Genomic DNA, 25,189 nt, shown 5'->3' on the forward strand with positions numbered 1-25,189 from the left:
GGCGGGCGTGGGGCGGCGTGAGCGCTCAGTGCCCTGCCGGTCGCGCGTACGCCGGCGGTCCGTCGCGGGGTGGAGGGTGGCGCTCCGGGCGCCTACTGGTCGTCGCCCGCTCCTTGGGGGCGTACGCGTCCCGGCGTACGTGCGCTGCTCACGTACGGACGCCTCGCGCGGCAACCTCGCTCGGCGCGCTGATCGGGCCCGGGAGCCGCCATGCGGCGGGCGATCACTGACCGCTCGCTGACCGATCGCCGGCCGATCGCCGGGCGGTCGGCAAGCGTCAGCTCGCGGTCGCCCGAGGTCAACACTCGGTCGCTCGGCCTCAGGTTCCGGTCGCACGGCGGCAACCCCGGTCATGCGGTGGCAGCCGCGCTCACCGGGCGCCCGGAGGTCGCGCCGGCGTCTGCCTGTCTCCGGTGCGCCGGCTGCCAGGGTGGGCTGGCCGTCACACCCGGAGGTGGTCCACCGGCTGGCGGGTATGCGCCTCGATGTCCTCCGCGGCGTTGTGGAGCAACTGGTGGCTGAGGTCGGAGAAGGCCCGGGCGGCGGCCAGTTCGTCGCCGATCGCGGGGACGTTGGCATCGGTCACCTTGCAGGTAGCGCTGCCGTAGCCCACCAGCGAACCGCTGTTCTCCCCGCGCAGCCTGGCCTCCGCGGTCACCTCGCGGCCGACCTCGGTGATGGTGATCTCGGTGGTCCACTTCTTCGTGCCAGTCACGGGAGGCTCCTCACACACAGCGCGTCGCTTTACCCCCTATCTCCCCATGCTGGCACCGCTCCCGGACCCCCGCACGCGGGGCCGCGAACCCCGCCGGACGCCCCCGCGCCACCCGCGCCCGGAGCCCCCGGCTTCGCCCCGCCCGTCACCGACCTCCGTCCTGCCCGGGGCCGCCGCCCCGCCCGCCGGCGGGTCAGCCGGCGCCCGCCTCGCTGGCCCGTGACTCCGGCCCGTCCCCCGGTCCGGTGAACGGGCGGTGACCGGCATGACTCCCGTGGGCGAGCGGTCCGTGGCCGGCGCAGGGAGGGGTGATCCACGTGCGGAGATGGGCGTCGCACGTTGCCGTCGCGTTCACGCACAGGCCACCCCCGCTGCCAACGATCCAACGTGACGGCGGTGACCGGTCCCCACACCGGCCAGCCCGTCGCCCGTACGTCCGCACCGCACGAACCGCACCGCAGGTCCGCACCGCTTCCGCGCATCGAATCGGGGAGAGCGCGCATGTCCCGTATCGCCCGGTCCCGTATCCGCTCCGCCGCCGGCGCCGCCACCTCGGCGGTCGCCGCGGTCAACCGCCGCACCCTGCTGACCGCGGCCGGGGGCACCGGCGCCGCCGTCGGGCTCGGCCTCGCCTTCGGGCCGCACTCCGGGTCCGCCACCGCCTCCCCGTCCCCGGCGCCGCCCGCCCCGGGCGTCGAGCACCGCGCCGCCCCCGCGCCCGCCGCCCCGACGCGACCCTCGGCCGCGGGCACCACGCTGCACAGCGTCGCCACCCCGCGCGGCACCGGCGCCTACCGGCGGCTGGGCGACGGACCCGGCTGGGCCCGCACGGTGCGCGGCGAGTTGGCCGCCGCCAAGGCCGGGCGCGCCGACCGGCGCACCACGCTCGCCTCCTTCGTCCAACTCACCGACCTGCACCTGACCGACGTGCAGCACCCGCTGCGGTACGAGTTCCTGCGCGCGGGCCGGGTCAACGCCTGGCGCCCGCACGAGGCGCTGACCGTCGTCGGCGCCGTCTCGCTCGTCGAGCGGGTCAACGCGCTGCGGCACGGCCCGGTGACCGGCGCCCCGCTGTCCTTCGCGATGACCACCGGCGACAACACCGACAACAACGCGAAGGTCGAGCTGGACTGGTTCCTGACCGCCATGAGCGGCGGCCGGATCACCCCCAACACCGGTGACCCGCGCCGCTACGAGGGCGTCCAGGACAGCGGACTGCGCGAGTTCTGGCACCCGGACAGCGCGCTGCGCGACGCCGACAAGAAGCTCGGCTTCCCCCGCGTCGACGGCTTCCTGCGGGCCGCGCTGCGCGACGTCAACAGCCCCGGGCTGCGCATGCCGTGGTACTCCACCATCGGCAACCACGACGACCTCAACGGCGGCTCCTACGCCTTCGGTGGCAGCTTCCTCGCCGACTTCGCCACCGGGCGACGCAAGATCCAACTCATCCCCGCCGCCGACGCGAAGAAGCTCGCCGAGGCCGAGAAGGCGGGCGCCGACCCCACCGGCAAGCGGATGCGGGAACTGCTGCGCACGCACGCGAAGGGGTTGCGCACCGTCACCCCCGACGAGCGGCGCGCGCCCTTCACGCCCCGCGAGTACCTGGCCGCCCACCTCGACCCGCGGCACGCCGGCGCCGGCCCGGTCGGCCACGGCTACACCCGCGCCAACCTGGAGGCGGGCACCCTCTACTACACGTTCCGCATCTCCGCCGGCGTCATCGGAGTCAGCCTGGACTCCACCGACCCGGGCGGCCACTACACCGGCTCCGTCGGCACCGCCCAACTGCGCTGGCTGGAGCGGACCCTGAAGGCGCACCGCGACGAGCACGTCATCGTCTTCAGCCACCACTACAGCCGCAGCATGAAGAACATGAACCGCGACCCGGCCCGGCCGAAGGAGGCCCGGCACAGCGGCGCGGAGCTGGTGGCCCTCTTCCAGCGCCACCCGCAGGTGGTCGCCTGGATCAACGGGCACAGCCACAAGAACGAGATCACCCCGCGCAAGACGTTCTGGGAGATCACCACCGCGTCCCACGTCGACTTCCCCCAACTGGCCCGCGTCATCGAACTGGTGGACAACCGGGACGGCACCCTGTCGCTGTTCACCACCCTCATCGAGTCCGCCGCCCCGTACCGCGCGGACCACACCGACCTCTCCCAGACCGGCCTGGCCGCCCTCTACCGCGAGCTGTCCTTCAACGCCCCGGGCCGCAGCACCGCGCTCGCCGGCGACCCGCACGACCGCAACACCGAACTGCTGCTGCGCAAGCGGTAGGTGGAGCACCGCGCCGGGGCGGGCGAGCCGGTGGCGCCCCGGCGGGGCGCGCGGGCCGTGTGATCCGGCGCACGGCGCCGACCAGTTGATCAACCCGCCCAGCTCGCCCGACGTCATGTCCTCACGACAGCGAGAACACGAGTCGGGCGACGCGCGGTGACGCGCGGAGAAGAGGGTGATCGCGGATGCGGGCACGAGCGATACGGACCGTCGTGGTGGGAGCGACCGCGGTCGCCGCGCTGGGGGCCGCCGTGCTGACGGCGCCCGTCGCGGGCGCGACCGACGGCAGCCGAGGCGACGCGGCGCGGGACACCGGGCACGCGGCGACGCGGGCCGCGCTTGAGGCCCAGGTCGACGAGGCCGGCGTGCCCGGGGCGCTGGCGCAGGCGCGCGACGGGCGCGGGGTGTGGAACGGCGACGCGGGCGTGGCGAACCTGCGGACGGGCAAGCCGCGCGGCGAGCACGACCGGTACCGGATCGCCAGCATCACCAAGACGTTCACGGCCACCGTGCTCCTCCAGTTGCAGGCCGAGGGCAAGGTCGACCTGGACGCGTCGGTCGACACCTACCTGCCGGGTGTCGTGCGCGGCAACGGCCACGACGGCCGCGCGATCACGGTCCGCCAACTCCTCAACCACACCAGCGGGATCTTCAACTACACCGCCGACCCGGACTTCGGCGAGACCTACCTGGGCGTGGGCTTCCTCAAGCACCGCTACGACACGCTGACGCCGCGCGAGGCCATCGCCATCGCCATGCGCCACCAGCCCGACTTCGAGCCCGGGGCCGGCTGGAACTACTCCAACACCAACTACATGCTGGCCGGCCTGATCATCGAGAAGGTGACCGGCACCCCGTACGCCACGCAGGTCAGGCAGCGCATCATCAAGCCGCTGGGGTTGCGCTCCACCACCCTGCCCGGCACCAGGGCGGGCATCCCGGGGCCGCACGGGCGCGGGTACAGCAAGTTCCCCGACGACCCGCGGGGCAAGATCCACGACACCACCCTGCTCAACCCCTCCTGGGGCTGGGCGGCCGGCGAGGCCATCTCCACCTCCGCCGACCTCAACCGCTTCTACGCCGCCCTCCTCCAGGGCAGGCTGCTGCCCCGCGCCGCGCTGGCCGAGATGAAGACCACGGTGCCGGTCGGTGACGACGTGCCGCTGCGGTACGGGCTCGGCGTGGCCGAGCTGCGCCTGTCCTGCGACACCACGGTCTGGGGCCACGACGGCGGCATCCCCGGCTCGTCCTCGTACGCCTTCTCCAGCGAGGACGCCCGCCACCAGATCGCGCTGAACCTCAACGCCGACTGGACGGGCCAGGGCATGGCCGTGGTCGACGCGGAGTTCTGCGCCACCACCGACGCCGCCGCCACCGACGCCGCTACCGAAGGCGCCACCCGCGCCGACGCCGCGCGCGGGGCCACCCCGAGGGGGAGCGAGCACCCGGTACGCACCGTCGAGCGGGGCCGGCACGGCAGCCTGGCACCGCGGGTCAACGCGGCAGGATGACGACGGAGGCGGCGGGCTCGCGGTCGACGGACGCCATCAGCGCGGTCCGCACGATCGCGGCCTGCCGCTCCAGGCCGCCCCGCAACCGCCGCGCGGTGACCTGGATGGCCGTGATGCCAAGGCCCGCCAGGTGCTCGCGGCGGCACGCGTCGCGCGGCCAGGGCGCGCGCCCGTCCGCCTGCGGCTCGCGCGCCACCAGCTCGACGGCCACGGCCTGCCGCGGCCAGTAGGCGTCGACGCCGGCCAGGTACGCGCCACCGGGCAGGCACAGCCCCACGTTCCACAGCGGCTCCGGCAGGCGGTACTCGCGCACCATCCGGTAGAGCAGCCCCTCGGCGACCGCGCGGCCCTCGGCCATCAGGCCCTCGATCGCGCCCGCCACCTGCGGCTGGTCCAGCAGGCGGGCCAAGGCCAACTCCCGTACCAGGGCGCCCGCCTCGCAGTGTTTGCCGCGCACCGCCTCCACCAGCACCGCGCGGACCTCGTCGGCGCTGCGCAGGCTGCCGACGAGGTCCGCGAGCGCGCGCGGCACCGGGGCCACCGGCAGGCCGGCGACGTGTTGCGGGCGGGGGAGCGCGGCCGTGCGCAGCAGGTGGACGAAGGCCGTCGAGCGCGGTCGCCACGCGTGGTCCACCAGGACGTCGATGCGGTCGAGGCCGGCCAGCGGCGGCAGCGTGGTGAACCCGTGCAGCGCGAGCGCCGCCGCCCCGGTCACCACGGCCGGCGGGCGCGGCCCCGGCCCCGCGCCCGGTGGCGCCGCGTACAGCAGCGCGGCCTCCGCCCGCTCCTCGCCGCTGGGTCGGCCCGGATGCAACAGGTAGACGCCCGGCAGGAGTTGTTGCCAGGGGCCGCCGGCCCGGCCGCGCTCGGCGACCAGGGCCGCCGGCACCCCGTGCTCCCGCAACTGGCGCTCCGTCAGGACGCGGCGCTGGGTGGCGGACAGGTGGCCGAGGGGGCGAGGCGCGGCGGAGTCGCGCGGGGCGGTGAAGTCAGCAGTCATGCCCCGCAGGTTCCCGCGCCCACGGCGGCGGGTCAGCGCCGTGACAGAACTGACGGAGAATTGGTACAACACTGCACCAAAGCGCAAAAGTTCGAGCATCGCTGACATATTCGGGCGGGCGCGGCGGGGGACGCCGTACGAACCTCGTCCGCCGCGCCGCGCGACGCCGGCCCGCCAGCCGCCACAGGCCACAGGCCACAGGCCGCGCCCGCCGCCCGTCACCCGCCATAGCGACCCTCCGCCACGGCGACGACCCGCCACGGCGACCACCCACCACACGCCACGGGGCCGGCCGGGGAAGGATCCCCGGCCGGCCCCGACCGACCAGCGGCGGCACGCCGCGCGCGGCTACGGCACTTGCGCTACCCGCGCCACCCGCGCCACCCGTGCCGCGCTCAGGCGGCGTCGCAGGACTGGGCGCGCACCGCGCGCGCCAGGTCGTCGCGGCCCTCGGCGACCAGCCGGCGCAGGGCCGGGGCGGCGTCCGGGTGCTCGGTCAGCCAGCCCTCGACGGCGTCCAGCGTGGCCTGATCGCCCTGCTGGATCGGGAACAGGCCCGTCACGATGGACATGCCGATCTCGATGGACCGCTCCTGCCACACCCGCTCCAGGGCCGCCAGGTACCGGGGCGCGAACGGGGCGAGCAGCGCGCGCTGGTGCGACTGCCCGAAGCCCGCGATGGTGGCCTCCACCAGCGCGTTGGACAGCTCGTCGCGCTCCACGACCGACGTCCATGCCGCGGCCTTGACCTCGGCCGACGGGCGCGCGGTCAGGCAGCGCACCTGGTGCCGCTTGCCGGACGCGGTGTCGTCGCGGGCCAGCTCGGCGTCGATGCGCTCCGCGTCGGCGGCGCCGTGCGCGGCGAGCTGGGCCAGGAACGTCCAGCGCAGCTCCTGGTCCACGTCCAGGCCGTCGATCTTCGCGTTGCCGGCGAGCAGGCCGTCCAGAAGTTGGAGGTCGGCCTCGGCGGAGGCGGCGCCGGCGAAGAAGCGGGCCCAGGCCAGTTGGTGGCCGCTGCCCGGCTCCGCCTGCCGCAGCTCGCGCAGTGCGCCCTGGGCCAGCGCCTGCCCGGCGGACTCGCGCGAGGCGGGCGCCGTGTAGTGGGCCAGCGCCGAGCCGGCCCACGACTGCACCATCTGCAACACGCCGATGTCGGTCTCGGTGCCGGCGAACGCCTCGACCAGGGCGAGGAAGTCGCGGGCCGGCATGAGCGCGTCCCGGGTCAGGTTCCACAGCGCGGACCAGCACAGGGCGCGCGCCATGGGGTCGGTCAGCTCGCCGAGGTGCCCGCGCAGGGTGGCGAGCGACCCCTCGTCGAAGCGAATCTTGCAGTACGTCAGGTCCTCGTCGTTGACCAGGATCAGGTCGGGCCGCTCCAGGCCGGCCAGCTCGCCGACGACGGTGCGCGGGCCCGCCACGTCCACCTCGGCCCGCGCGTACCGGGTCAGGGCGCCGTCCGCGCGCCGGTAGAGGCCGACGGCCACGCGGTGCGGGCGCAGCGTCGGGTGCGCGTCGGCGGCCTCCTGGCCCACGGCCAGCTCGGTGATCGTGCCGTGGGCGTCGTAGGTGGCCTGCGGGGTGAGCGCGTTGACGCCGGTGGTCTGGAGCCAGGCCGCGGACCAGGCGGCCATGTCCCGGCCCGAGGTCTCGTGCAGCACCGAGAGCAGGTCGCCCAGGGTGGTGTTGCCGTAGGCGTGGCGCTTGAAGTAGCGGCGGGCGCCCTCGAGGAACGCCTCCTCGCCGACGTAGGCGACCAGTTGCTTGAGCACCGAGGCGCCCTTGGCGTACGTGATGCCGTCGAAGTTGAGCTTGGCGTCCTCCAGGTCCCGGATGTCGGCGGTGACCGGGTGCGTGGAGGAGAGCTGGTCGGCCCGGTAGGCCCAGCTCTTGCGGCGGTTGGCGAAGGTGATCCAGCCGTCGGTGAAGCGGGTGGCGCCGACCAGCGCGTAGGCGCCCATGAAGTCGGCGAAGGACTCCTTGAGCCACAGGTCGTCCCACCACTCCATGGTGACCAGGTCGCCGAACCACATGTGGGCCATCTCGTGCAGCAGGGTGTTGCTGCGGGCCTCGTACGACGCCTGGGTGACCTTGCCGCGGAAGATGTACTCCTCGCGGAAGGTGACGCAGCCCGGGTTCTCCATCGCGCCGATGTTGTACTCGGGCACGAACGCCTGGTCGTACTTGCCGAACGGGTACGGGAAGTCGAACCGCTCGTGGAAGAAGTCGAGCCCCTGCTTGGTGACGGTGAAGATGTCGTCCGCGTCGAAGTGCCTGGCCAGGCCCTTGCGGCAGAGCGCGCCCAGCGGGATCTCCAGCGTGCTGCCGTCGGGCAGGGCGCGGCTGTAGTGATCGCGCTCGTAGTGGTACGGGCCGGCGACGACGGCGGTGATGTACGTGGAGATCGGCTTGGTCGGTACGAAGCGGGTGTGCGTGCCGCCGCCTTCGGCCGGCGTGCTCTCGCCGTCCCGGTCGCCGTTGCTGAGCACCGTCCATCCCTCGGGCGCGGTCACCGCGAAGGTGAAGGGGGCCTTCAGGTCCGGCTGCTCGAAGTTGGCGAAGACCCGGCGCGAGTCGGCCGGCTCGAAGTGCGTGTAGAGGTAGACCTCGCCGTCCTCGGGGTCCACGAAGCGGTGCAGGCCCTGCCCGGTCTTGCTGTACGCGCAGCGCGCGTCCACGGTCAGCGTGTTCTCGGCTGCCAGGCCGGTCAGCGCGATCCGGGAGCCGTCGTAGACCTCGGCCACGTCCAGCGCGCGCCCGTTCAGGGTGAGGGAGGTGATCGAGGGAGCGAGCAGGTCCGCGAAGGAGTCGGCGCCCTCGGTGGCGCAGCGGAACCGGATGGTGGTGACCGAGCGGAAGGTGCGCGGCCCGTCGCCCTCGTGGGCTCCGACAGCGCTGCGCACGTCGAGCGCGATGTCGTACGCGTCCACGGTGAGCAGGTCGGCCCGGATACGGGCCTCTTCACGGGTCAGGTTCTCACCGGGCACGACGGGACTCCCTCGTCTTCGTCTCATGTGTAGGTCAGCAGGAATCATTTCATGCGTGATGCACAGAGGTGATAAAGGGAGGGAATGGAAGCTGGTGACGCCCGGGGGGCGCGCCGCGGCGGTGCCGTGGACGGGTGCGGCGGGACCCGTGGGACGTGTGGGAGGGTCGGGCACGACAGGGCCCCCACGCGCGTCGATCGCGTGGGGGCCCTGCCTTTTTCCGCCCGCCTACGTGAAGGGTGAGAAGACGATCACGTCAGCAGGAGGTCGGGGGCGGCCGGTGCGCGTCAGCCGGCGGCGTGCCGCCCGCGCTTCCGCCTCGGCCGCGGCTCAGGGGGCGAGCAGCAGGTTGCCGGCCCGCTCGGTGGCGGAGCGGTAGCGCTTGGCCACGTCCTGCCAGTTGACGACCTGCCACATCGCCTCGATGAAGTCCACCTTCTGGTTCTTGTACTGCAGGTAGAAGGCGTGCTCCCAGGCGTCGAAGACCAGGATGGGCACCGAGCCCTGGCCGACGTTGCCCTGGTGGTCGTAGACCTGCTCGACCACGAGCCGGCCGCTGACCGGCTCGTACGCCAGCACGCCCCAGCCCGAACCCTGGGTGGTGGCCGCCGCCTTGGTCAGGTGGGCCTTGAACTTCGCGAAGGAGCCGAAGGACTCGGTGATGGCGTCGGCCAGGTCGCCCACGCCGTCCTTGTCCAGCGGCTCGCCGCCGCCCTCACCGGTCATGTTGTGCCAGTAGATGCTGTGCAGGATGTGCCCGGACAAGTGGAAGGCCAGGTTCTTCTCCAGGCCGTTGATCGCGCCCCACTGGTCCTTGTCCCGCGCCTCCGCGAGCTGCTCCACGGTGTCGTTGGCGCCCTTGACGTAGGCGGCGTGGTGCTTGTCGTGGTGCAGCTCGATGATCTCGGGGCTGATCACCGGTGCCAGCGCCGCGTAGTCGTACGGAAGTTCAGGAAGTGTGTAGATGGCCATGCCGAGCCCTCCGACTGCTTATTGCAATTAACTTGCAGGTGCACGCTACCAGCAAGACCATTTCACGCCACGGACCGGCGTTGACCTGGTCCAAAAGACGGAGGCGGGGTGGTCCCCCGGTCTGAGGGGCCGTCCCGCCTCCGGCGTACGCCACCACCTCGTCAGGCGGGGCCGCGCACAACGCGCCGGCGCCGTCCGGGCCCGCTTCGAGCGGGCCCGGACGGCGCCGGGATGGATCAGTCGAAAGAGTGCCGCGCTAGCTGTTCGGCGCGTCCTTGGGCGCCTCGGTGGTGCCGTCGCCGGAGCCGCCGGAGCCGCCGGAGCTGCCGGAGCTGCCGGAGCTGCCGGTGGTGCCGACGGGGTCGTTGTGGTCGGCCTTGGCGGCGGCCACCACGGCGGCGGCGTTCACGCCCCCGGCCTGGCCGGCCGCGCGCTGCCGGACGTAGCCGATGATGGCGAAGACCACCGCGAGCCCGGCGGTGAAGAAGAGCTGCGTCCGGGTGTCGTCCTCGCGGAGCATCAGCAGCAGCACGCCGACCGTGCCGATCAGCGCCACCCAGGTCAGGTACGGGAAGAGCCACATGCGCACGATGAGCTTGTCCGGCGCCTCGCGCTCCAACTGGCGCCGCATGCGCAGTTGGGCCGCGGCGATGAAGCCCCACACCACGAGCACGGCCGCGCCGACCATGTTCAGCAGCCACTTGAAGATCGTCTCGGGCCACCAGTAGTTGAACAGCACCGCCAGGAAGCCGAACGCGGCCGAGGCGACCACCGCGCGGCGCGGCACCCGGTTGCTGACCGTCTTCAGGAAGCGCGGCCCCTGGTCGCGCGCGACCAGCGAGAACGCCATGCGCGAGGCGCCGTAGATGTTGGCGTTCATCGCCGAGAGCAGCGCGATCAGCACGATGACGTTCATCGTGTCGCCGGCCGCCGGGATGTCGATGTGGTTCAGCACCGCCACGTACGGGCCGTCGTTGACCACCGCCATGTCGTCCCACGGGATGAGCGTGACGATGACCAGCATCGAGCCGACGTAGAAGAGGCCGATCCGCCACATCGCAGTGCGCACGGCCTTGGCGACGCCCTTGCGGGGGTGCTCGGACTCGGCGGCGGCGATGGTGACCGTCTCCAGGCCACCGAAGGCGAACACCGAGGCCAGCAGGCCGACGACCAGGCCGTCCACGCCGTTGGGCAGGAAGCCGCCGTCGCCGGTGAGGTTGTCGGTGCCCGGCGCGTCGGTGCCGGGCAGCGCGCCCATGATGGCCAGGACGCCGAGGATCAGGAAGGCGGCGATCGCGGCGACCTTGAGGGCGGCGAACCAGAACTCGAACTCGCCGAAGTTGCTCACCGCCGCCAGGTTGGTGCCGGTGAACACCACCATGAACAGGGCGACCCACATCCAGGACTCGGTGTCCGGGAACCAGCCCACCATGATGTCGGCGGCGCCGATGGCCTCCGCGGCCACCGCCACGCACAGCAGCATCCAGAACATCCAGCCGGCGGTGAACCCGGCCCAGGGGCCGAGCGAGCGCTCGGCGTGCACCGAGAACGAGCCGGACGCCGGATTGGCCGCGGCCATCTCGCCCAGCATCCGCATGACCAGCATCACCAGCAGGCCCGAGGCGGCGTACGCCAGGACGATGGCCGGCCCCGCCGCGCGGATGCCGGCACCGGAGCCCACGAACAGGCCCGCACCGATGACGCCACCCAGCGCGATCATCGACAGATGTCGCTGCTTGAGACCGTGGCCAAGATTGACACTGTCGGTCGCGGCGGCTTCGTTGCCGTCCGTTACCTCTTTGGTTGGCTCGCGCTCCGATGCGGGGAACGCGGGGGTCCGCTTCATGGTGATAAAGGTCCAGTCCGTGAGAGCCCTGACGTGCGCATGAAGCTGCCAGTGTGGGGCCGGTGTCCGCTCAGGACAACAGTTCGGACAGCCCTGTCCGATATGCAGACGGCATCGTTACGTTGCGTGCCCGACCGATCGTCAGGTTGGCGGCACTTCGGCCGCTTCGCGCCGCTTGACCACTTCTCGTACACCCGCGACGGCCAGCACGGCGGCGGTCGCGCCGGCCGACCACAGCAACTGCGGGCGGGCGCCGTCGTCGGTCAGCATGAGCACCAGGACGCCGGCCATCGCGACCAGAGCCGCCCACGTCAGCCACGGGAAGGCCCACATGCGCAGCGGCAGCGCGGCCACCGTGGCCGGGTCCATCCGCGAGCGCAGCCGAAGCTGCGACGCGGCGATCAGCGCCCAGACGAAGAGCAGCACCGCGCCGACGGCGTTCAGCAGGTACTGAAAGATGGAATCCGGCCACTTCAGGTTGAGCAGCACCGAGACGAAGCCGAAGGCCACCGACGCGAACACCGCCCGCCGCGGCACGCCGCCGGACCCCACCCGCAGCAGCGCCCGCGGCGCCTCGCCGCGCTCCGCGAGGGAGAAGATCATCCGCGAGGAGCCGTAGAGGTTGGCGTTGAGCGCCGACAGCAGCGCCACGAACACCACGACGTTCATGACCTGCCCGGCCGCCGGCACGCCGACGTGGTCGAGCACCGCCACGTACGGGCTCTTGCCGGGGGCCATGTCCGTCCACGGCAGCACGGTCACGATGACCAGCATCGAGCCGATGTAGAAGAAGACGATGCGCCACACCGCGCTGCGCACCGCCCGGCCCACCGCGCGCGCCGGATCGTCCGACTCGGCCGCCGCGATCGTCACCACCTCGAGGCCGCCGAAGGCGAAGACCACCGCGAGCACGCCGGAGACCACGCCGCCCCACCCCTCGGGCAGGAACCCGCCCTGCCCGGTCAGGTTGGTCAGGCCCACCGCGTCGGTGTCCGGCAGCACCCCGAGGATCGCCAGCAGCCCGAGCGCCAGGAACAGCACGATCGCGCCCACCTTGAGGGCGGCGAACCAGAACTCGAACTCCCCGAAGTTGCGCACCGCCGCCAGGTTGGCGGCCGTGAAGACCACCATGAACAGCAGCACCCACGCCCACTGCGGCACCTCCGGCACCCAGCCGTGCGCGATGCCCGCCGCACCCGTCGCCTCCACCGCCAACACGACGACCAGCAGGAACCAGTACAGCCACCCCACCGAGAAGCCGGCCCAGCGGCCGAGGGCGCGCTCGGCGTGCACCGAGAAGGCGCCCGAGGCGGGCATCGCCGCCGACATCTCGCCCAGCATCCGCATCACCAGCATGGCGAGCGCGCCGGCGAGCAGATAGGAGAGCACGATGCCAGGGCCCGCCACCGCGATGCCCGCGCCCGAGCCGACGAACAGGCCCGCGCCGATCACCCCGCCGAGCCCGAGCATCGTCATGTGGCGCTGCTTGAGCCCACCGGCCAGCGGTTCTTCCGTACCGGCCGCGCCGGACGTGGGTGTGTCGTGCATCGCGCTCGTACTCTCGTATTGGTGGGAGCCCACAGTCTCGCCGTCGCATGCGAGGAACCGCAAAACGATCCATCCGCCGCCCGCCGCTTCGTGACGAGCATCACGCGACCAGCCGAAACGGCGAACGCGCAGCGTGCCGCCGGGCCGCGGGCCGAGTGTCGTATCCGCCAGGAGTCGGCCCGCGGCTTTGTACCGGGTACACGGTGGGCGGGCGGTAGGGGCTGCGTTAACGTCGCAGTGTCTTTGCCGTTCTTACCGTTCTTATCGTTCCTACTGTTCTCGCTGTCACTACAGGCTTCACCTGTGTCCGGCACTCTTCTTCGGGGAGAAACGTTGAGCACTGTTTCCACCGCCGCCCGGCCCGGCTCGGTCCTGGCCGACCTGCTGCACGCCTCGTCCGACGGCCGCGCCCGCGTCCGGGACGCCGCCCTGGTCGTCGGCGGCGCCGCGCTGACCGGCGTCGCCGCGCAGATAGCCGTCCCCGTGCCGGGCTCGCCGGTGCCGGTCACCGGCCAGACCTTCGCCGCGCTGCTCGTCGGCGCGTCCCTCGGCGCGGGCCGCGGCCTGCTGTCGCTGCTGGTGTACGCCCTGGTCGGGATGGCCGGCATGCCGTGGTTCGCGGAGGGCGAGTCGGGCGCCGCCGCTCCCTCCTTCGGCTACGTCATCGGCATGATGCTCGCGGCCACCGCGGTCGGCGCGCTGGCCCGGCGCGGCGGCGACCGGGGCATGGTCCGCACGGTGGGCACCATGGCCGTCGGCTCCGCGATCATCTACGCCGTCGGCGTGCCCTACCTGGCGCTGGCCACGAACATGTCGCTGACCGACGCGGTCGCCGCCGGCCTCACCCCGTTCCTGCTCGGCGACGCGCTCAAGGTGGCCCTGGCCATGGGCCTGCTCCCCGCCGCCTGGCGACTCCTGGACCGCCGCTCCTGACCTCCGCGCCCGGCCCGCCCCCCGGGACCGGGCCAGGACCACACGCCAGCGCCCCACCAGCCCAGTCGGGCGGGTGGGGCGCTGGCGTGTCAGGGGGCCGCCGCCGGGCGACCCGGCCCGGTCAGGCGCGCTGCTCGGGCACCTCGGGAGCCTTGGCCGCCTCCGGCGCGTCGGCCGGCCCGGCCGCCGCCGCGAGCGCGGCGCGCCCCCGCCTGCGGTCCAGGACCAGGCTGGTGACCAGCACCAACGCGCCCACCACGAGCGAGAGCACCATCATCTCGCGGCCCTCGTCGTCGTAGAGCATGTAGCCGAGGATGAAGATGATCAGCGCGATCGTCGCGTACGTCAGGTACGGGTAGAGCCACATCCGCACCGTGTGCCGCTCGGGCATCTCGCGCTCGATGATCGGGCGCATCCGCAGCTGCGAGAAGCAGATCACCAACCACACGAACAGGGCCACCGCGCCGGAGGAGTTCAGCAGGAACTCGAAGACCGTGTCCGGCGAGGTGTAGTTGAAGATCACGGCGACGAAGCCGAAGGCCACCGAGGACCAGATCGCGGCGGCCGGCACGCCCCGCTTGTTCACCCGTGCGAACGACGCGGGCGCGTCGCCGCGCTGGCCGAGCGAGAAGGCCATCCGGGAGGCCGTGTACAGGCCCGAGTTCAGGCAGGACAGCACGGCCGTCACCACGATCACGTCCATGATCGTCCCGGCGTGGGCGATGCCGATCTCGTTCAGCGCGGCGACGTAGGGGCCGTCGTCGAGGAGGGCCTGCGAGTTCCACGGCAGCAGCATCACCACGAGCAGGATCGAGCCCAGGTAGAAGATGCCGATCCGCCAGATCACGCTGTTGGTCGCCCGGCTGACCATCTTCGCCGGCTCCGCGGACTCGCCCGCGGCCAGCGTGACGATCTCGCTGCCCATGAAGGAGAAGACGACCAGGAGCATGCCGGAGAGGATGGTGCCGGGGCCGTTGGGCAGGAAGCCGCCGTCGCCGGTCAGGTGCGAGGTGCCCACCGCCTCGGTGTCCGGCAGCACGCCGAAGACCGCGAGCCCGGCGATGACGATGAACGCGGCGATCGCCACGACCTTGATCCCGGCGAACCAGAACTCGAACTCGCCGTACGAGCCGACCGAGGCCAGGTTCGTCGCGGTCAGCACGACCATCACGAGCAGCGCCCACGCCCACTGCGGGATCGGGGACACCCACTCGGTGAGGATCGCCGCCGCCGCGGTCGCCTCCACGGCGAGCACCACGACCCAGAAGAACCAGTACAGCCAGCCGATCGTGAACCCGGCCCAGCGCCCGAGCGCCCGGTCCGCGTAGGCCGAGAACGACCCCGAGGTCGGATCGGCCGCCGCCATCTCGCCGAGCATCCGCATCACGAGGACGACCAGCAGGCCGGCGATGGCGTAGGAGATCAGGATGCCGGGGCCGGCCTTGGCGATGCCGGCCCCGGAGCCCACGAACAGGCCGGCGCCGATCACGCCGCCAATGGCGATCATCGACAGGTGGCGGTTCTTCAGGCCGGCCTTGAGGCCATCGCCGGACGCGTCGCCGGGTGTCCCGGGTGCGTCCTTGGCCCCGTCGACCCTGACGGGGGGCGGCTGCGTACTCATGCACGATCCTTAGCTTTGGTGGTGCGCTGTGCGGCTCCGGCATTCAAACTCAGGGTGAAGCCGAGCGGAAGAAGCGATTCCAAATCGTTGCGCGCGGAAATTCGGTGTTCAGGACCCGTCCGCGCCTACCCGCCGCCGCTCGTGCCACACTCAGCACATGCGCGTGTACCTCGGCTCCGACCATGCCGGCTATGAACTCAAGAACCACCTCGTGGAGTGGCTCACCGCCAGCGGCCACGAGCCCGTCGACTGCGGCCCGCACATCTACGACGCCCAGGACGACTACCCGCCGTTCTGCCTGCGCGCCGCCGAGCGCACCGTCGCCGACGAGGGCAGCCTCGGCATCGTGATCGGCGGCTCCGGCAACGGCGAGCAGATCGCCGCGAACAAGGTCAAGGGCGCGCGCGCCGCGCTGGCCTGGAGCGAGGAGACCGCCCGCCTCGGCCGCGAGCACAACAACGCCAACGTGCTCAGCGTCGGCGCCCGGATGCACACCCTGGACGAGGCCACCAGCTTCGTCGCGGCCTTCCTGGACACGCCGTACTCGGGCGAGGAGCGGCACACCCGCCGCATCGACATGCTCTCGTCGTACGAGCTGACCGGCACCCTGCCCGCCATCCCGGCCCACCACCCGCAGCCCTGACGCGCGGCGGGTCGTAGCGCCCCGCGCCCGGCCCGGCGACGCACCGCCCCGTCCGGCCGGCCGCGGGGCGCGCCCACCCAACCCGATCCGTGGGGCCCCGCACCCGGCCCCCGACCAAGCGCGGCCCGGGCCGGACGGCGAAGCGCCGCCACGGCCCGCGGCAGCCGGAGGAACCCAGCCGTGCCTGAGGGGCATACGATCCACCGCCTCGCGGCGGACTACCGGGAGCGCTTCGCCGACCGACCGGTGCGGGCGAGCAGCCCGCAGGGCAAGTTCGCCGACGGCGCCGCGCTCGTCGACGGCCAGCCGCTGACCGCCGCCGACGCGCACGGCAAGCACCTCTTCCTCGGCTTCGCCGCCGCCGGCTGGGTCCACATCCACCTCGGCCTCTTCGGCAAGCTCACCTTCGGCCCGGCCCCCGCGCCGCCGCCCACCGACACCGTGCGGCTGCGCCTGGCCAACCCCGACGCGTACGCGGACCTGCGGGGGCCGACCACCTGCGCGCTGATCACCGACGAGGAGAAGCAGGCCATACACGAGCGCCTCGGGCCCGACCCGCTGCGGGCGCGCGGGCCGGCCGACCGGCCGGTGGCGGCGGACCCGAGCGGGGACGGGGAGGTCGCCTGGCGGCGGATCTCCCGCAGCCGGTCCACGGTCGCCGCGCTGCTGATGGACCAGAAGGTCATCGCCGGGGTGGGCAACGTCTACCGGGCCGAGGTGCTCTTCCGGCACGGCATCGACCCGTACCGCGCCGGCCGCGATCTGACGCGGACACAATGGGACGCCATCTGGGCCGACTTGGTCGCCCTCATGCGCGAAGGCGTCCGGAACAACCGCATCGACACGGTGCGGCCCGAACACCTCCCCGAGGCCATGGGGCGTCCGCCGCGCGTGGACGACCACGGGGGAGAGGTGTACGTGTACCGCAGGGCCAGGCAGTCCTGCCACATCTGTGGCGGCGAGATCCGCACCGCCGAACTCGCCGCCCGCAACCTCTTCTGGTGCCCGGGGTGCCAGCCCCGCTAGCTTCCGGTGCCCGGGTGCCAGCCCCGGTAGCGCCCGCCGGGCCCGACGCGCCGCGGCACTCCCCGCGTCGCGTGCCGCCCGCGCGCGGGGGCGCGGCGCACCGGGCGGGGTCGGTGCGGTACTCGACCCGCGTACCGCCCGCGCGCGGGCGCGCGACCCCGTGGGCCCGGCGGTGATCTTCGCGACGTACCCGCACAGGCGATCGCATTTCGCTTAAGATTCCCTTCTCGGCCAGCGGCCCGAGGCGCGCCTTCGGTGGCCGCGCCGGGGGGCGACCATGCGAAGCGTCGGATGCGGCGTCGGAGTCGGAGAAACGTGCGGAGCATGGTGGAGGGTGGATAAGGTCCCGATGCGATGAAGACCGGAGGTGTGGAGTCCGCGACGGCCCGGATGCGCAAGGCGCTCCACCGGGCACGCACCAACGTGCGCAAGGCCGGTGTGGACTACTTCCGCGGCGACGGCTCCGACTGGCTGGCCCTGGCCGTGCTGCTCGCGGCCGTGCCGGCCATCGCGGCCAGCACCATCGCCCAACCCGACTGGTGTGACCCCTCCGTGCTGGTCCTGCCGATCGTCGCCGGCGGACTGCTGCTGCGCCCGGCCAGCCTGCTCGCGCTGTACGCGGCCTCGGCCACCGCGCTGATCATCGAGGCCGCGGTCCTTGAACCATACGTCGGCGGCGAGGACCGGATGACCCCCGGCACCATCCTGGTCGTCGCGGCGGTGGGCTTCTTCGGGCTGGTGATCGCCCAGTTCCGCAGCCGGGTCGGGGTGCCCTGGCGCGGCGGCGGGACCATGCTCTTCGACCTGCGCGAACGCATCCGGGTGCAGAGCAAGCTGCCGACGCTGCCGCGCGGTTGGCACCGCGAGATGTCGCTGCGCCCGGCCGGCGGCCAGTCCTTCTCGGGCGACTTCGTCGTCGCGGCCCGCACGAACGGCGGGCGCAGCCTCGAAGTGGTGCTCACCGACGTCTCCGGCAAGGGCATGGACGCGGCGTCGCGGGCGCTGTTGCTGTCCGGCGCGTTCGGCGGGCTGCTCGGCTCGCTGCCGCCGCACGGCTTCCTGCCCGCCGCCAACGGCTACCTGCTGCGGCAGGACTGGGACGAGGGCTTCGCCACCTCCATCCACCTGGTGCTCGACCTGGACAGCGGGGACTACGAGTTGTACTCGGCCGGCCATCCGCCCGCGCTGCAACTGAACGCGGGCTCCGGGCGCTGGGACGAGATGGCGGCCGAGGGCCCGCTGCTCGGCGTGTACGACGGGGCGACGTTCGACCCGATCAAGGGCAGCCTGCGCCCGGGCGACGTGCTCATGCTGTTCACCGACGGCCTGGTGGAGACCTCCGAGCGGGACATCGGCGACGGCATCGACCGGCTGACCGGCGAGGCGGACCGCTACGTGGCGAGCGGCTTCCAGGGCGCGGCCTGGCACCTGATCGAGTCGGTGGCCAAGGACGTCAACGACGACCGGGCGCTGCTGCTGATCTGCCGCGAGTAGCCGAGCCACGAGTAGCCGAGCCAGGAGGCGCCGGTGGGCGGCGAGGGGCTGGTGAACGACGAGGGCTGTTGAACGACGAGGGGCCGGGCGCGTGCGGTACGCGCCCGGCCCCTCCTACCGGTTCGGCCGGCGCCGTTCAGCCGGGGTCGGTGCCCTTGCCGCCGCCGACACCGCCGGCACCGCCCGAGCCGCCGGCCCCGTTGCCCTGGAGCGCGGCCTGCCTGGGCTGCCCGGGCTGCTCCGTGTCTCGGCCGCCCGGGAGGAAGCGGGCCAGCCAGTGGGAGCTGCCGGCCGCCAGCGGGCTGAGCACCGCGAGGATCAGGACGTAACCGGCGATGAACGGGGACAGCCGCTCGTCGAGCCCCGCGCCCGCCGCCATGGTGGCCAGGATCAGCGCGAACTCGCCACGGGCCAGCAGCGCGGTGGCGATGTTGGCCGCGGGGCCGGCGCCGAAGTCGTAGAGGCGGGCGGCCACAAGCCCGGCGAACACGTTCATCACGATCGTCAGCGTCACCGCGATCAGCACCGGGACCAGCACCGTCGGCAGGTCGCCGGGGTCGATGGACAGGCCGAAGGCGAAGAAGAAGATCGCGCCGAACGCGTCCCGCAGCGGGTGCACCAGCTTCCGGATGCGGTTGCCGGAGGTGGTGCTGCCCAGCATGAGGCCGACCATGAACGCGCCGATCGCGTCCGCGACCCCGAACCACTCGGAGACGCCCGCCACGAAGACGGCCGCGCCCAGGAAGGAGATCACCAGCAACTCGTTGTCGCGGGTGGAGATCAGCTTGTCGATGACGCCGATGCCCCAGCGGGCGATCGCCGCGAGCAGCAGCAGGAAGCCGAACGCCTTGCCGGCGTCGCCCGCCGCGGCCGACATGCTGTCCGCGCCGGAGATCACCGGCTGGAGGGCCGCCAGGTACAGGGCCAGGAAGATGTCCTCGACGACGATGATGCCGAGGATGGGTTTGGTCTCCGGGTTGCCGAGCCGCCCGAGGTCCACCAGCACCTTGGTGACGATCGCCGACGAGGAGATGCCCAGCACCCCGGCCAGGACCAGCGCCTCGGACGTGCCCCAGCCCACCAGGAAGCCGAAGGCGAGGCCGGCGCCCACGTTGAGGGCGAGGTACGAGCCGCCCGCGAGCGCCATCTTGCGCCCGCCGGTCTTGAGGTCGTCCATGTGGAACTCGAGGCCGAGGTAGAACAGCAGCAGTACGAGGCCGAGCGCGGAGAGCATCTCCAGCTCGTGCGGGTCGTCGACCAGGACGAAGCCCGGCGTGTTCGGCCCGAGCAGGATGCCGGCCAGGATGAACAGGGGAATGGTGGGCAGCCCGATCCGCGCGCCCAGGCGGGCGAGCACGGCGGCGGCGAGAAACGCCCCGCCCATGGCGATGAGGGTGTCCGCGTGTCCGATGGCTCCTCCAGAGGTTGGCCCGACGGTGAGGTCAAGGGGGAGTCAAGAAGTCGTATGTAATTAGTTTACCAAACGACTTTCCGACGCCCGGGCCGACCCGGAAGGCTCCCCTCCACAACGCGCGCCCGGCAGGCGTGCGCCGTGGACGGAAGCCATCCGGGAGCCCAGCACCCGCACCGGCCATCGGGTTTTCCCCACCATGCATCCGCCAGCAACCGCCATGGTCGCGACGCGCCTTCACTCCGTACGTTCGAGGTGCTGAAAGACCACGTGAGGCGCAGACCGACGGCGCCCACGCCAGCACACCGACGGCGCTCCACCGCGCCACGACCAGCGAAGGACGGAACAGGCGATGGGGCTGCGGAACAGGCGTCGCACCAAGCGGACCGAGGGGCACGCCACACCCGGCCCGGCCGGCACCGACCACCCCGCGGGCGAGCCGTACGGCCCCGGGTCCGGCGGCCCGTACGCCGCGCCGGAGCGGCCCCGGGGCGCGACCGCGGCCGACGCGCCGCCGCCGTACCCGCCCGGCGCGCCGGGCGGCGAGTGGGCCATCGAACTGCGCGGCGTGCGCCGGCAGTACGGGCGCGGCTCGGGCGCCGTGCACGCCCTGCGCGGCATCGACCTCGCCCTGCCCCGTGGCAGCTTCACCGCCGTCATGGGCCCCTCCGGCTCGGGCAAGTCCACCTTCCTGCAGTGCGCCGCCGGACTCGACCGGCCCACCGCCGGCTCCGTGCGGCTCGGCGGCACCGAGATCACCGGGATGAACGAGAACAAGCTCACAGCCCTGCGCCGCAGCCGCCTCGGCTTCGTCTTCCAGGCGTTCAACCTGCTGCCCTCGCTGACCGTCGAGCACAACGTGCTGCTCCCCATGCGACTCGCGGGCCGCCGCCCGGACCGCGAGGCCGCCGCCCGGGTGCTCGCCCAGGTCGGCCTGGAGGCGCACGCGAGGCGCCGCCCGGGCCAGCTCTCCGGCGGCCAGCAGCAGCGCGTGGCCATCGCCCGCGCCCTGGTCACCCAGCCCGACGTGGTCTTCGCCGACGAGCCCACCGGCGCCCTGGACACCGGCACCGCCGCCGAGGTGCTCACCCTGCTCCGGCAGGCCGTGGACACCCTGTCGGCCACCGTCGTCATGGTCACCCACGACCCGACCGCCGCCAGCTACGCCGACCGGGTGCTGTTCCTGGCCGACGGCGCCATCACCGACCGGCTCGCCCGTCCCACCGCCGACCAGGTCGCCGCGCGCATGACCGCCCTCACCGCCCGCACCCGCCCCGCCGCGCACCACCCGATGGCGGGTGCGGCGGCATGACCAGACGCTCCCTGACCAACGGCCTGGCCCGCGCGGCCGTCCGCTTCAAGCCCGCCGCGTTCGCCGGCACCTTCGTGGCGCTGATGATGGCCGCGTTCATCGTCTCCGCCTGCGGCATCCTGCTGGAGAGCGGCGTACGCGCCTCCGCGCCGCCCCAGCGCTACGCCGACGTGCCCGTGGTCGCCGCGGCCGACCAGCACGCGCGCCTCACCGACGGGGGTGGCGACGACGGCGACGACGGCAGCGAGCTGCTGCCCGACGCGGCCCGCCTCGACGCCGCCCTCGTCAGCGAGATCGCCGCTGCCCCCGGCGTCGCCACCGCCATCCCCGACGTCAGCTACCCCCTGCGCACCAGCACGGGCGCCGTCACCGCCCACGGCTGGGGCTCCACCGCCTTCACCGGCAACAAGCTCGCCCAAGGCGCCGCGCCCCGCACCGCGCACCAGGTCGTGCTCGACCAGGCCACCGCCCGCGCCCAGCGCGCCACCGTCGGCGACCAGGTCACCCTCACCGCCGCCGACGGCGCGCACCGCTTCGAGGTCTCCGGCATCGCCGAGCCCGCGGCCCGCGCAGCGCTCCGGGCACCCACCGCCTGGTTCACCGACCAGCGGGCCGTCGCACTCTCCGGGCACCCCGGCAAGATCGACGCGGTGGCCGTGCTCGCCGCGCCCGGCACCGCCACCGGCGACCTCGCCGACCAGGTCAGGCGCGCCGTGGAGGGCAAGGCGAAGGTGCACACCGGCGACGGCCGTGGCGGCGTGGAGGAGCCCGGCGTCGCCGAGGCCAAGGAACTCCTGACCGGACTCGGCGGCAGTTTCGGCGGCGTCGCCACCATGGTCGCCGTCTTCACCGCGGCCGGCACGGTCGCCCTCTGCGTCGGCCAGCGCTCCCGCGAGTTCGCCCTGCTGCGCGCCATCGGCGCCACCCCGCGCCAACTCCGCCGCTCCATCGCCACCGAGGCCCTGCTGATCGCGCCGATCGCCGGCGCCGTCGGCTGCCTGCCGGGCATCGCCCTGGCCCACTGGTGGTTCGACCAACTCCAGGACAAGGGCGCCATCCCCGAGGCCGTGCGCCTGCACGTCTCCTGGATCCCGCTGGTCAGCGCGGTCGGCGCGGGCGTGCTCGCCGCGGTGCTCGCCGGGCTGCTGGCCGCCCGCCGCCCAGCCAGGACCAAGCCCGGCCAGGCCCTGAGCGAGGCCGCCGTGGAACGTTTCAGGCCCGGCGTCATCCGTACGGTGCTCGGCGTCGGCGCCCTGGTCGGCGGCATCGTGCTGGCCCGCGTCGCGGCGGGGGAGAGCGGCGACGACGCGGCCAACCTCGCGCTCGGCGTGGTGATGCTCTTCATGCTCTCCGTCAGCCTGCTCGGCCCGATCATCGCCCGGCTCTGCGCCTGGCTGATCGGCCTGCCGCTGCGCGCCGGCGGGGCCCCCGCCGGTCTGGCCGCCGCCAACACCCGGGCCAACTCGCGCCGACTGGCCTCCGCCATCACCCCGATCGTGCTGGCCATGGCCTTCTCCTCGACCCTGGTGTTCCTGCACACCAGCGAGGACCACGCCCGCGACGACCAGCGCCGCGCGGGCATCGTCGCCGACCACATCGTCACCGACCCCGACGGCCTGCCCGCCGACACCGCCGCCCGCGCCGCCCGCACCCCGGGCGTGCGGACCGCCGTCGGCCTGCTGCGCGCCGGCGTGCTCGTCCCGACCGGCTCCGGCGAGACCCGCATGCTCACCAGCGCCGCGGCCCAGGGCGTCTCCGGCACCGGCGACGCGCTGCGCACCGTCCAGGACCTGGACGTACGCGCCGGCGACCAGTCCGCCATCGGCCGCCCCGACACCGTCGCCGTGGACGCGCTGCTCGCCGACTCGGCCGACGCCGAGGTCGGCGACCGGCTCCAGATCGTGCTGCCCGACGGCTCGACGGCAAAGCCCAAAATCGTCGCCGTCTACGGCCGCGGCCTCGGCGTCGCCCAGCTCACCCTGCCCCGCGCCGCGCTCGCCCCCCACGTGACCGCCGCCTTCGACACCGACGTCTTCGTCCAGCGGACCCCGGGCGGCGACCCGGACCGGGTCGCCGCCGCGCTGGCCCCGCTCGGCACCGTCACCGACCGCGACGGGTACGCCGAGGCACAGGACAAGGACCGCGAGATCAACGTCTGGGCCAACACGACCATGGCCGCCGTACTCGGCGGATTCGCCGCCGTGGCCGCCGCCAACACCCTGGTCATGACCGTCCTCGACCGCCGCCGCGAGCTGAGCACGCTCCGCCTGATCGGCTCCACGAGGCGCCAGGTGCTCGGCATGATCCGCTGGGAGGCGCTGCTCGTGGGCGTCGCGGGCGTCGCCATCGGCACCGCCATCGCGCTGATCACGCTGAACCCGATGACACGCGGCATCACCGGCACCAGCCCGTACATCCCCCCGGGCCTGTACGCGGCGTTCGCCGGCGCGGCGCTCCTCATCGGCCTGCTGTCCAGCACGCTCCCGGCCCGGCTCGCGCTGCGCCGGACGAGCATGGTCGGCGCGGGCGAGAAGCAGTGACGACCGGCTCCGGCGCTCGACCGACAGGTGTGACCGGCGAGAGTGGGTACCCGAACCGCCGCCACAGGTCACAGGTCACAGGTCACAGAGTGAGGACACGAGATGTCGGTGCTGACACTGGAGGAAGTCGAGGCGCTCGCCCGCGAGGCGCACGCGGGCCAGACGGACAAGGCCGGCATCCCGTACGTGGAGCACCTGGCCGCCGTCGCGCACGGGGTCCGCGAGCGCGGCGGCGACGACGAACAGATCGCGGCGGCCTGGCTGCACGACGCCATCGAGGACGACGTCCTGTCCCGCGACTGGCTGGCCACCGCCCCGCTGACGCCGCACACCAAGGAGCTGGTCGACGCGATGACCAAGCGCCCTGGCGAGCCCCTTGAGGCGTACGCGGCCCGGCTGCGGGCCACCCCGGGCGCCGTGCTCATCAAGGCGGCCGACGTCGCCCACAACGCGGACCCGGCCCGACTGGCCCGGCTCGACCCGGCGACCCGGGAGCGGCTGAGCGCGAAGTACGCCCGCACCCGGCAACTCCTCGGCCTGCCGGACACGGAGGACCGGCCGGCGGCCGAGGGCTGACCGGGCCGCGCGCCCGGGCCCACCCCGCCCGGGCGCGCGACCCACCGCCGGGCGCCCCCTGGACACCGCGTCGCTTCAGCCACCCGCGCGCGGTGGCCGCCGACGGGTCTCGGCCGGGTCGGCGCGGAACGCCCACGCCATCGTCGGTTCCATCGCAAAGCGGAACCCCCGTCGCACCGGGGGCGTGCACAACGCCGTGACCACCAGCGCGGCCACCGCCGTCACCACCACCTCACCCAGCGGCTCCCGCAGCCACGGATGAACCTCCGGCCACCCGCCGACAGCGCGCCCCTGGCGAGGAAGCCGCGCGGCAGACCGCCGTACAACGTGCCGCCGCCCAGTGCCGTGCACCGCGTCCTACGCCGCGGCACCCAGGCGAGGAAGTAGACCGCCAACACCCGTCGAGCACCCGAACAGACCGGGCGTCAGCACCGGCCCGGTTCACGGAGCGTCGCCCAACTCCTGGACGCTGTCGCTGTGGTTGAGCCAGGCCGGCCGCACCCGCGGGGCCGCCCAGGAGGCCAAGCCGAGCGCGCAGCCGAAGACGGGCACCGCGACCAGCCGCACCCAGGCGCGTCGCACCCGGTGGAACTGGTCGGCCCGCCGGTGCGGCCCGAGGCCCAGGGAACGGCAGCGGGCCGGGACGCGGGCGCGCGGGTCGGCGGGAGGGGGACCGGAGCTGGTCGCCCGGGTACGCGGTGGGGTGGTCACTCACGGGCGGACCCGCACCCCGTCGGGGCCGGCGGACCGCGCTCGCACTGCGGGGAGGTGGGGGGAAGC

At 73.4% G+C, this 25,189-nt stretch carries 18 protein-coding genes; 9 read left to right on the forward strand and 9 right to left on the reverse strand.

The window, feature by feature from the left end:
* Nucleotides 1-442 precede the first annotated feature (442 nt).
* Complete coding sequence (locus H7H31_RS24285; protein WP_187059520.1) at nucleotides 443-715, reverse strand: DUF1876 domain-containing protein; 273 nt, start codon at nucleotides 713-715, stop codon at nucleotides 443-445.
* Nucleotides 716-1,216: 501 nt separating this feature from the next.
* Here H7H31_RS24285 and H7H31_RS24290 point away from each other — a divergent pair.
* Nucleotides 1,217-2,992, forward strand: coding sequence for a TIGR03767 family metallophosphoesterase (locus H7H31_RS24290; RefSeq protein ID WP_187118084.1), 1,776 nt, complete (start codon nucleotides 1,217-1,219; stop codon nucleotides 2,990-2,992).
* A 185-nt stretch (nucleotides 2,993-3,177) separates the two neighbouring features.
* On the forward strand, nucleotides 3,178-4,503 hold the full coding sequence (locus H7H31_RS24295) for a serine hydrolase domain-containing protein (protein ID WP_187064210.1): 1,326 nt from the start codon (nucleotides 3,178-3,180) through the stop codon (nucleotides 4,501-4,503).
* On the opposite strand, the gene H7H31_RS24300 is transcribed toward H7H31_RS24295, so the two are convergent.
* The 5 genes from H7H31_RS24300 to H7H31_RS24320 form a co-directional block, all read right to left on the reverse strand.
* Nucleotides 4,487-5,503 carry a hypothetical protein gene (locus H7H31_RS24300; protein ID WP_187064211.1) on the reverse strand — a complete coding sequence of 339 codons (1,017 nt, stop codon included), beginning with the start codon at nucleotides 5,501-5,503 and terminating at the stop codon, nucleotides 4,487-4,489. The two genes, H7H31_RS24295 and H7H31_RS24300, sit on opposite strands and share 17 nt — an antisense overlap.
* A 395-nt stretch (nucleotides 5,504-5,898) precedes the next feature.
* Nucleotides 5,899-8,487, reverse strand: coding sequence for an aminopeptidase N (gene pepN / locus H7H31_RS24305; RefSeq protein WP_187064212.1), 2,589 nt, complete (start codon nucleotides 8,485-8,487; stop codon nucleotides 5,899-5,901).
* A 330-nt stretch (nucleotides 8,488-8,817) separates the two neighbouring features.
* Entirely contained in the window at nucleotides 8,818-9,459 is a 642-nt protein-coding gene (locus H7H31_RS24310) for a superoxide dismutase (RefSeq protein ID WP_187064213.1), read from the reverse strand.
* 256 nt (nucleotides 9,460-9,715) lie between these two features.
* Nucleotides 9,716-11,305, reverse strand: a complete 1,590-nt coding sequence (locus H7H31_RS24315) for an amino acid permease (RefSeq protein WP_187064214.1) — start codon at nucleotides 11,303-11,305, stop codon at nucleotides 9,716-9,718.
* A gap of 141 nt (nucleotides 11,306-11,446) precedes the next feature.
* On the reverse strand, nucleotides 11,447-12,853 hold the full coding sequence (locus H7H31_RS24320; RefSeq protein WP_187064215.1) for an amino acid permease: 1,407 nt from the start codon (nucleotides 12,851-12,853) through the stop codon (nucleotides 11,447-11,449).
* A 333-nt stretch (nucleotides 12,854-13,186) separates the two neighbouring features.
* Between H7H31_RS24320 and H7H31_RS24325 the strand changes: the two genes are divergently transcribed.
* Nucleotides 13,187-13,786 carry a biotin transporter BioY gene (locus H7H31_RS24325; protein WP_187064216.1) on the forward strand — a complete coding sequence of 200 codons (600 nt, stop codon included), beginning with the start codon at nucleotides 13,187-13,189 and terminating at the stop codon, nucleotides 13,784-13,786.
* Between the two features lie 121 nt (nucleotides 13,787-13,907).
* Here the strand turns inward: H7H31_RS24325 and H7H31_RS24330 are convergent, their stop codons facing one another.
* Complete coding sequence (locus tag H7H31_RS24330) at nucleotides 13,908-15,407, reverse strand: amino acid permease (RefSeq protein ID WP_187064217.1); 1,500 nt, start codon at nucleotides 15,405-15,407, stop codon at nucleotides 13,908-13,910.
* A gap of 157 nt (nucleotides 15,408-15,564) precedes the next feature.
* Here H7H31_RS24330 and H7H31_RS24335 point away from each other — a divergent pair, with 157 nt between their 5' ends.
* From H7H31_RS24335 to H7H31_RS24345, 3 genes are all read left to right on the forward strand, one after another.
* Nucleotides 15,565-16,050 carry a ribose-5-phosphate isomerase gene (locus H7H31_RS24335; protein WP_176161612.1) on the forward strand — a complete coding sequence of 162 codons (486 nt, stop codon included), beginning with the start codon at nucleotides 15,565-15,567 and terminating at the stop codon, nucleotides 16,048-16,050.
* Between the two features lie 180 nt (nucleotides 16,051-16,230).
* Nucleotides 16,231-17,076 carry an Fpg/Nei family DNA glycosylase gene (locus H7H31_RS24340; RefSeq protein WP_187064218.1) on the forward strand — a complete coding sequence of 282 codons (846 nt, stop codon included), beginning with the start codon at nucleotides 16,231-16,233 and terminating at the stop codon, nucleotides 17,074-17,076.
* A gap of 354 nt (nucleotides 17,077-17,430) precedes the next feature.
* Complete coding sequence (locus tag H7H31_RS24345; RefSeq protein WP_187064219.1) at nucleotides 17,431-18,570, forward strand: PP2C family protein-serine/threonine phosphatase; 1,140 nt, start codon at nucleotides 17,431-17,433, stop codon at nucleotides 18,568-18,570.
* A 136-nt stretch (nucleotides 18,571-18,706) separates the two neighbouring features.
* Here the strand turns inward: H7H31_RS24345 and H7H31_RS24350 are convergent, their stop codons facing one another.
* Complete coding sequence (locus H7H31_RS24350; RefSeq protein WP_187064220.1) at nucleotides 18,707-19,954, reverse strand: cation:proton antiporter; 1,248 nt, start codon at nucleotides 19,952-19,954, stop codon at nucleotides 18,707-18,709.
* Nucleotides 19,955-20,333: 379 nt separating this feature from the next.
* Between H7H31_RS24350 and H7H31_RS24355 the strand changes: the two genes are divergently transcribed.
* The 3 genes from H7H31_RS24355 to H7H31_RS24365 all read left to right on the forward strand — a co-directional run bounded on the left by H7H31_RS24355 (nucleotide 20,334) and on the right by H7H31_RS24365 (nucleotide 24,409).
* Nucleotides 20,334-21,293, forward strand: coding sequence for an ABC transporter ATP-binding protein (locus tag H7H31_RS24355; protein ID WP_232110058.1), 960 nt, complete (start codon nucleotides 20,334-20,336; stop codon nucleotides 21,291-21,293).
* Nucleotides 21,290-23,833 (forward strand): ABC transporter permease, encoded by a 2,544-nt coding sequence (locus tag H7H31_RS24360; RefSeq protein ID WP_187064221.1) that lies wholly within the window; start codon nucleotides 21,290-21,292, stop codon nucleotides 23,831-23,833. Before H7H31_RS24355 ends, H7H31_RS24360 begins: the two co-directional genes overlap by 4 nt.
* A 102-nt stretch (nucleotides 23,834-23,935) precedes the next feature.
* On the forward strand, nucleotides 23,936-24,409 hold the full coding sequence (locus H7H31_RS24365; RefSeq protein ID WP_187064222.1) for an HD domain-containing protein: 474 nt from the start codon (nucleotides 23,936-23,938) through the stop codon (nucleotides 24,407-24,409).
* Nucleotides 24,410-24,850: 441 nt separating this feature from the next.
* Here H7H31_RS24365 and H7H31_RS24370 read toward each other — a convergent pair whose 3' ends face one another.
* Nucleotides 24,851-25,120, reverse strand: a complete 270-nt coding sequence (locus H7H31_RS24370; RefSeq protein ID WP_187064223.1) for a hypothetical protein — start codon at nucleotides 25,118-25,120, stop codon at nucleotides 24,851-24,853.
* Nucleotides 25,121-25,189 lie beyond the last annotated feature (69 nt).

Source organism: Streptomyces buecherae, assembly GCF_014295035.1.
Classification (GTDB): Bacteria; Actinomycetota; Actinomycetes; order Streptomycetales; family Streptomycetaceae; genus Streptomyces; species Streptomyces youssoufiensis.

Excerpts from the sequence above, each read along its gene's own strand:
- H7H31_RS24290 (WP_187118084.1), top strand. The coding sequence starts at position 1,217 with ATGTCCCGTATCGCCCGGTCCCGTATCCGCTCCGCCGCCGGCGCCGCC.
- H7H31_RS24295 (WP_187064210.1), top strand. The coding sequence starts at position 3,178 with ATGCGGGCACGAGCGATACGGACCGTCGTGGTGGGAGCGACCGCGGTC.
- H7H31_RS24300 (WP_187064211.1), bottom strand. The coding sequence starts at position 5,503 with ATGACTGCTGACTTCACCGCCCCGCGCGACTCCGCCGCGCCTCGCCCC.
- H7H31_RS24310 (WP_187064213.1), bottom strand. The coding sequence starts at position 9,459 with ATGGCCATCTACACACTTCCTGAACTTCCGTACGACTACGCGGCGCTG.
- H7H31_RS24315 (WP_187064214.1), bottom strand. The coding sequence starts at position 11,305 with ATGAAGCGGACCCCCGCGTTCCCCGCATCGGAGCGCGAGCCAACCAAA.
- H7H31_RS24320 (WP_187064215.1), bottom strand. The coding sequence starts at position 12,853 with ATGCACGACACACCCACGTCCGGCGCGGCCGGTACGGAAGAACCGCTG.
- H7H31_RS24330 (WP_187064217.1), bottom strand. The coding sequence starts at position 15,407 with ATGAGTACGCAGCCGCCCCCCGTCAGGGTCGACGGGGCCAAGGACGCA.
- H7H31_RS24335 (WP_176161612.1), top strand. The coding sequence starts at position 15,565 with ATGCGCGTGTACCTCGGCTCCGACCATGCCGGCTATGAACTCAAGAAC.
- H7H31_RS24345 (WP_187064219.1), top strand. The coding sequence starts at position 17,431 with ATGAAGACCGGAGGTGTGGAGTCCGCGACGGCCCGGATGCGCAAGGCG.
- H7H31_RS24350 (WP_187064220.1), bottom strand. The coding sequence starts at position 19,954 with ATGGGCGGGGCGTTTCTCGCCGCCGCCGTGCTCGCCCGCCTGGGCGCG.
- H7H31_RS24355 (WP_232110058.1), top strand. The coding sequence starts at position 20,334 with ATGGGGCTGCGGAACAGGCGTCGCACCAAGCGGACCGAGGGGCACGCC.
- H7H31_RS24360 (WP_187064221.1), top strand. The coding sequence starts at position 21,290 with ATGACCAGACGCTCCCTGACCAACGGCCTGGCCCGCGCGGCCGTCCGC.
- H7H31_RS24365 (WP_187064222.1), top strand. The coding sequence starts at position 23,936 with ATGTCGGTGCTGACACTGGAGGAAGTCGAGGCGCTCGCCCGCGAGGCG.